At 67.2% G+C, this 2,337-nt stretch carries 2 protein-coding genes and 1 pseudogene; 1 reads left to right on the top strand and 2 read right to left on the bottom strand.

Annotated features, from left to right (window positions below):
- Window positions 1-50 precede the first annotated feature (50 nt).
- Window positions 51-512, bottom strand: coding sequence for a PaaI family thioesterase (locus QH195_RS32120; protein WP_280424309.1), 462 nt, complete (start codon window positions 510-512; stop codon window positions 51-53).
- A gap of 22 nt (window positions 513-534) precedes the next feature.
- Window positions 535-1,962, bottom strand: coding sequence for an MFS transporter (locus tag QH195_RS32115; protein WP_432278288.1), 1,428 nt, complete (start codon window positions 1,960-1,962; stop codon window positions 535-537).
- Window positions 1,963-2,197: 235 nt separating this feature from the next.
- Here QH195_RS32115 and QH195_RS32110 point away from each other — a divergent pair.
- Window positions 2,198-2,337: pseudogene (locus QH195_RS32110) on the top strand (methyltransferase); the annotation flags it as partial.

Genomic DNA, 2,337 nt, shown 5'->3' with positions numbered 1-2,337 from the left:
GAGCCCGGTCCCCTGTCATGGGAACCGGGCTCACCGGCGATCGGTCGATTTCAGGCGTGGGCGCGCAGTTGATACAAGCCCTCGGTTTCGGCGACGACCACTCCGTCGACATCGGTGAGCACCGCCCGCAGCGTGAAATCGGCCTTACCGTTCGCCTCGGCCTCCGCGCTGACCCGCTCGATCTCGGCGTCGGTCAGCGTCGCCTCCGCCCGCACCGCCGTGGTGGCGGGCCGGCGGAAGGCGATGCGCAGATCCTTCACCAGCGGATAGAACTTCGCGGTATCGAAGCTGGCCACGGCGATGGCACCGCCCAGGATCTCACCCACGGTGAACAGCACTCCCGCGTACATGACGCCGAAATGATTACCGTTGCCCTCGGCGGGCACGGTGGCCGCGGCATAGCCGGGGCGGACCTCTTCGGCGTGCACACCCATCCGGTGGGCGATCGGGATGGTGTGTTCCAGCGCCGAGTTCACGATCTCGGCGACGGTGGGGTTGCGGGTATCGCTCATGGCAGGACGAGCCCTTCCGGGGTCACGCGACGGATTGTTTCTCCGCGACAGGGTGCGGATCGGCGTCCGGTACCTCGGTGCCACGTAGCGACGTACCCGCGGTTTCCCGGAGGAACGCCCAGGCGACCAGGCCGATGAGCGCGGCTCCCGTCATGTAGAGGGCGGGGAACAGGCTCCAGCCGGTGCCCTCGATCACCGCCTCGTTCACCAGCGGCGCGGTACCACCGAAGGCAGCCGTGGAGACGTTGTAGCCGAGCGCGAAACCCGCGTAGCGGACATGGGTCGGGAAGATCGCGGGGAAGGTCGCGCTGATGGTCGACAGCTGCGGTACGTACAGCAGGCCCAGTACGACGAACCCGACGATCGCCCAGCCGGTGCCCTGGCCCATCAGCCAGTACATCGGCACGGCGAGTACCGCGAGACCCACCAGCGAGAACAACCACATGGGCCGGCGGCCGACCCGGTCGGAGAGGCGACCGAAGAACGGTACGCACAGCATCATGATGACCTGGCCGACCAGCATCATGGCGGTGGTGGTGGATTCCCCGAGACCGATGGTGTTCTGCAGATAGGTCGGCTGGTAGGTGAGCAGCGTGTAGTTCGCTACGTTCAGCGCCACCACGAGACCGAACAGCACCATTACCTCGCGCCAGTACGTGGTGATCAGGATCCGCAGCCCGCTCTCGGGATGCTCCGTCTCGTTCACCTCGGTGAAGACCGGGGATTCGTCGAGCCGCGTCCGCAGATACCAGCCGATGGCACCCAGCGGGATCGCGATCAGGAACGGAATCCGCCAGCCCCAGTCGTGCATCGCATCGGAACCGAGAATCAGCTGGAACAACAGCACGACCGCCGAGCCCCCGACGAACCCGCCGAGCGTGCCGAACTCCAGGAAACTGCCGAAGAAACCGCGCTTCCGGTCACTGGCGCATTCGGCCAGGTAGGTCGCGGCACCACCGTATTCACCGCCGGTGGAGAAGCCCTGCACCACCCGGAGCAGGATCAGCAGGATCGGCGCGAGCACCCCGACCTGGCTGTGCGTGGGCAGGACACCGATCAGACCGGTGGCAGCGGCCATCAGCAGGATGGTGGTGGCCAGGACCACCTTGCGACCCACCCGGTCGCCGAGCGGGCCCCACACCATGCCACCGAGGGGACGCAGCACGAACGAGACGGCGAACCCGAGCATGGTGCCCAGGGTGCCGAGATCACCGGGGAAGAACGCGTCGGTGAGGTAAGTGGCGGTTGCCGCGTAGACGCCGTAGTCGAACCATTCGGTGGCATTACCCATGGCCGAGGCCGCCACCGATCTCTTCAGATGGGGCGATTCCTGCGGTTTCTCCAGATGTGCCCCGTCCGGGCGCTTCTCCAGTTGTGGTGGTTCCGGCTGCTGCTCCGTCACGGTCAGTCCTCTCCGGCGTGCGCGGCCAAGTCGGCCCGGCCGACCCATCACGTCGCGCCCGCCGGCGACCGGGTTCCGGCGAGTATCGACCTCAAACCGTTACCCGGGATTTGCCCTGGGTAAACGCGGACCAGCTTCGGACCCACCGGACCGATGGCTTTGATCAGCTATTTCCCAGCTTATGTGAAGGCGGTCACGCCTGCCCGGCATCTGGCCGCCGACGCACCGGGAGCACACGCGCCGGGGGGGGGGGGGGGGGGGGGGCGGGGGCGGGGCCCCCCGGGACCGGGCCGGGTTGGGCGACGTGGTCGATATCCGGATCGGCGCGGCGATGGAATCGCTGCCGGTGCTGGCCGAAGAGCAGCCGGATCCGTTCGACCTGGTCTTCATCGACGCCGACAAGGTGAACAACTCGAACTATGT

Source organism: Nocardia carnea (assembly GCF_029868855.1).
Lineage (GTDB): Bacteria > Actinomycetota > Actinomycetes > Mycobacteriales > Mycobacteriaceae > Nocardia > Nocardia carnea_A.
The sequence above is the reverse complement of the archived record's forward strand: the minus strand, read 5'-3'. Positions and strand labels throughout refer to the sequence as shown.

What these genes read in the sequence shown, in the direction of transcription:
- QH195_RS32120 (WP_280424309.1), bottom strand. Translation starts at nt 512, where the DNA reads ATGAGCGATACCCGCAACCCCACCGTCGCCGAGATCGTGAACTCGGCG.
- QH195_RS32115 (WP_432278288.1), bottom strand. Translation starts at nt 1,962, where the DNA reads ATGGGTCGGCCGGGCCGACTTGGCCGCGCACGCCGGAGAGGACTGACC.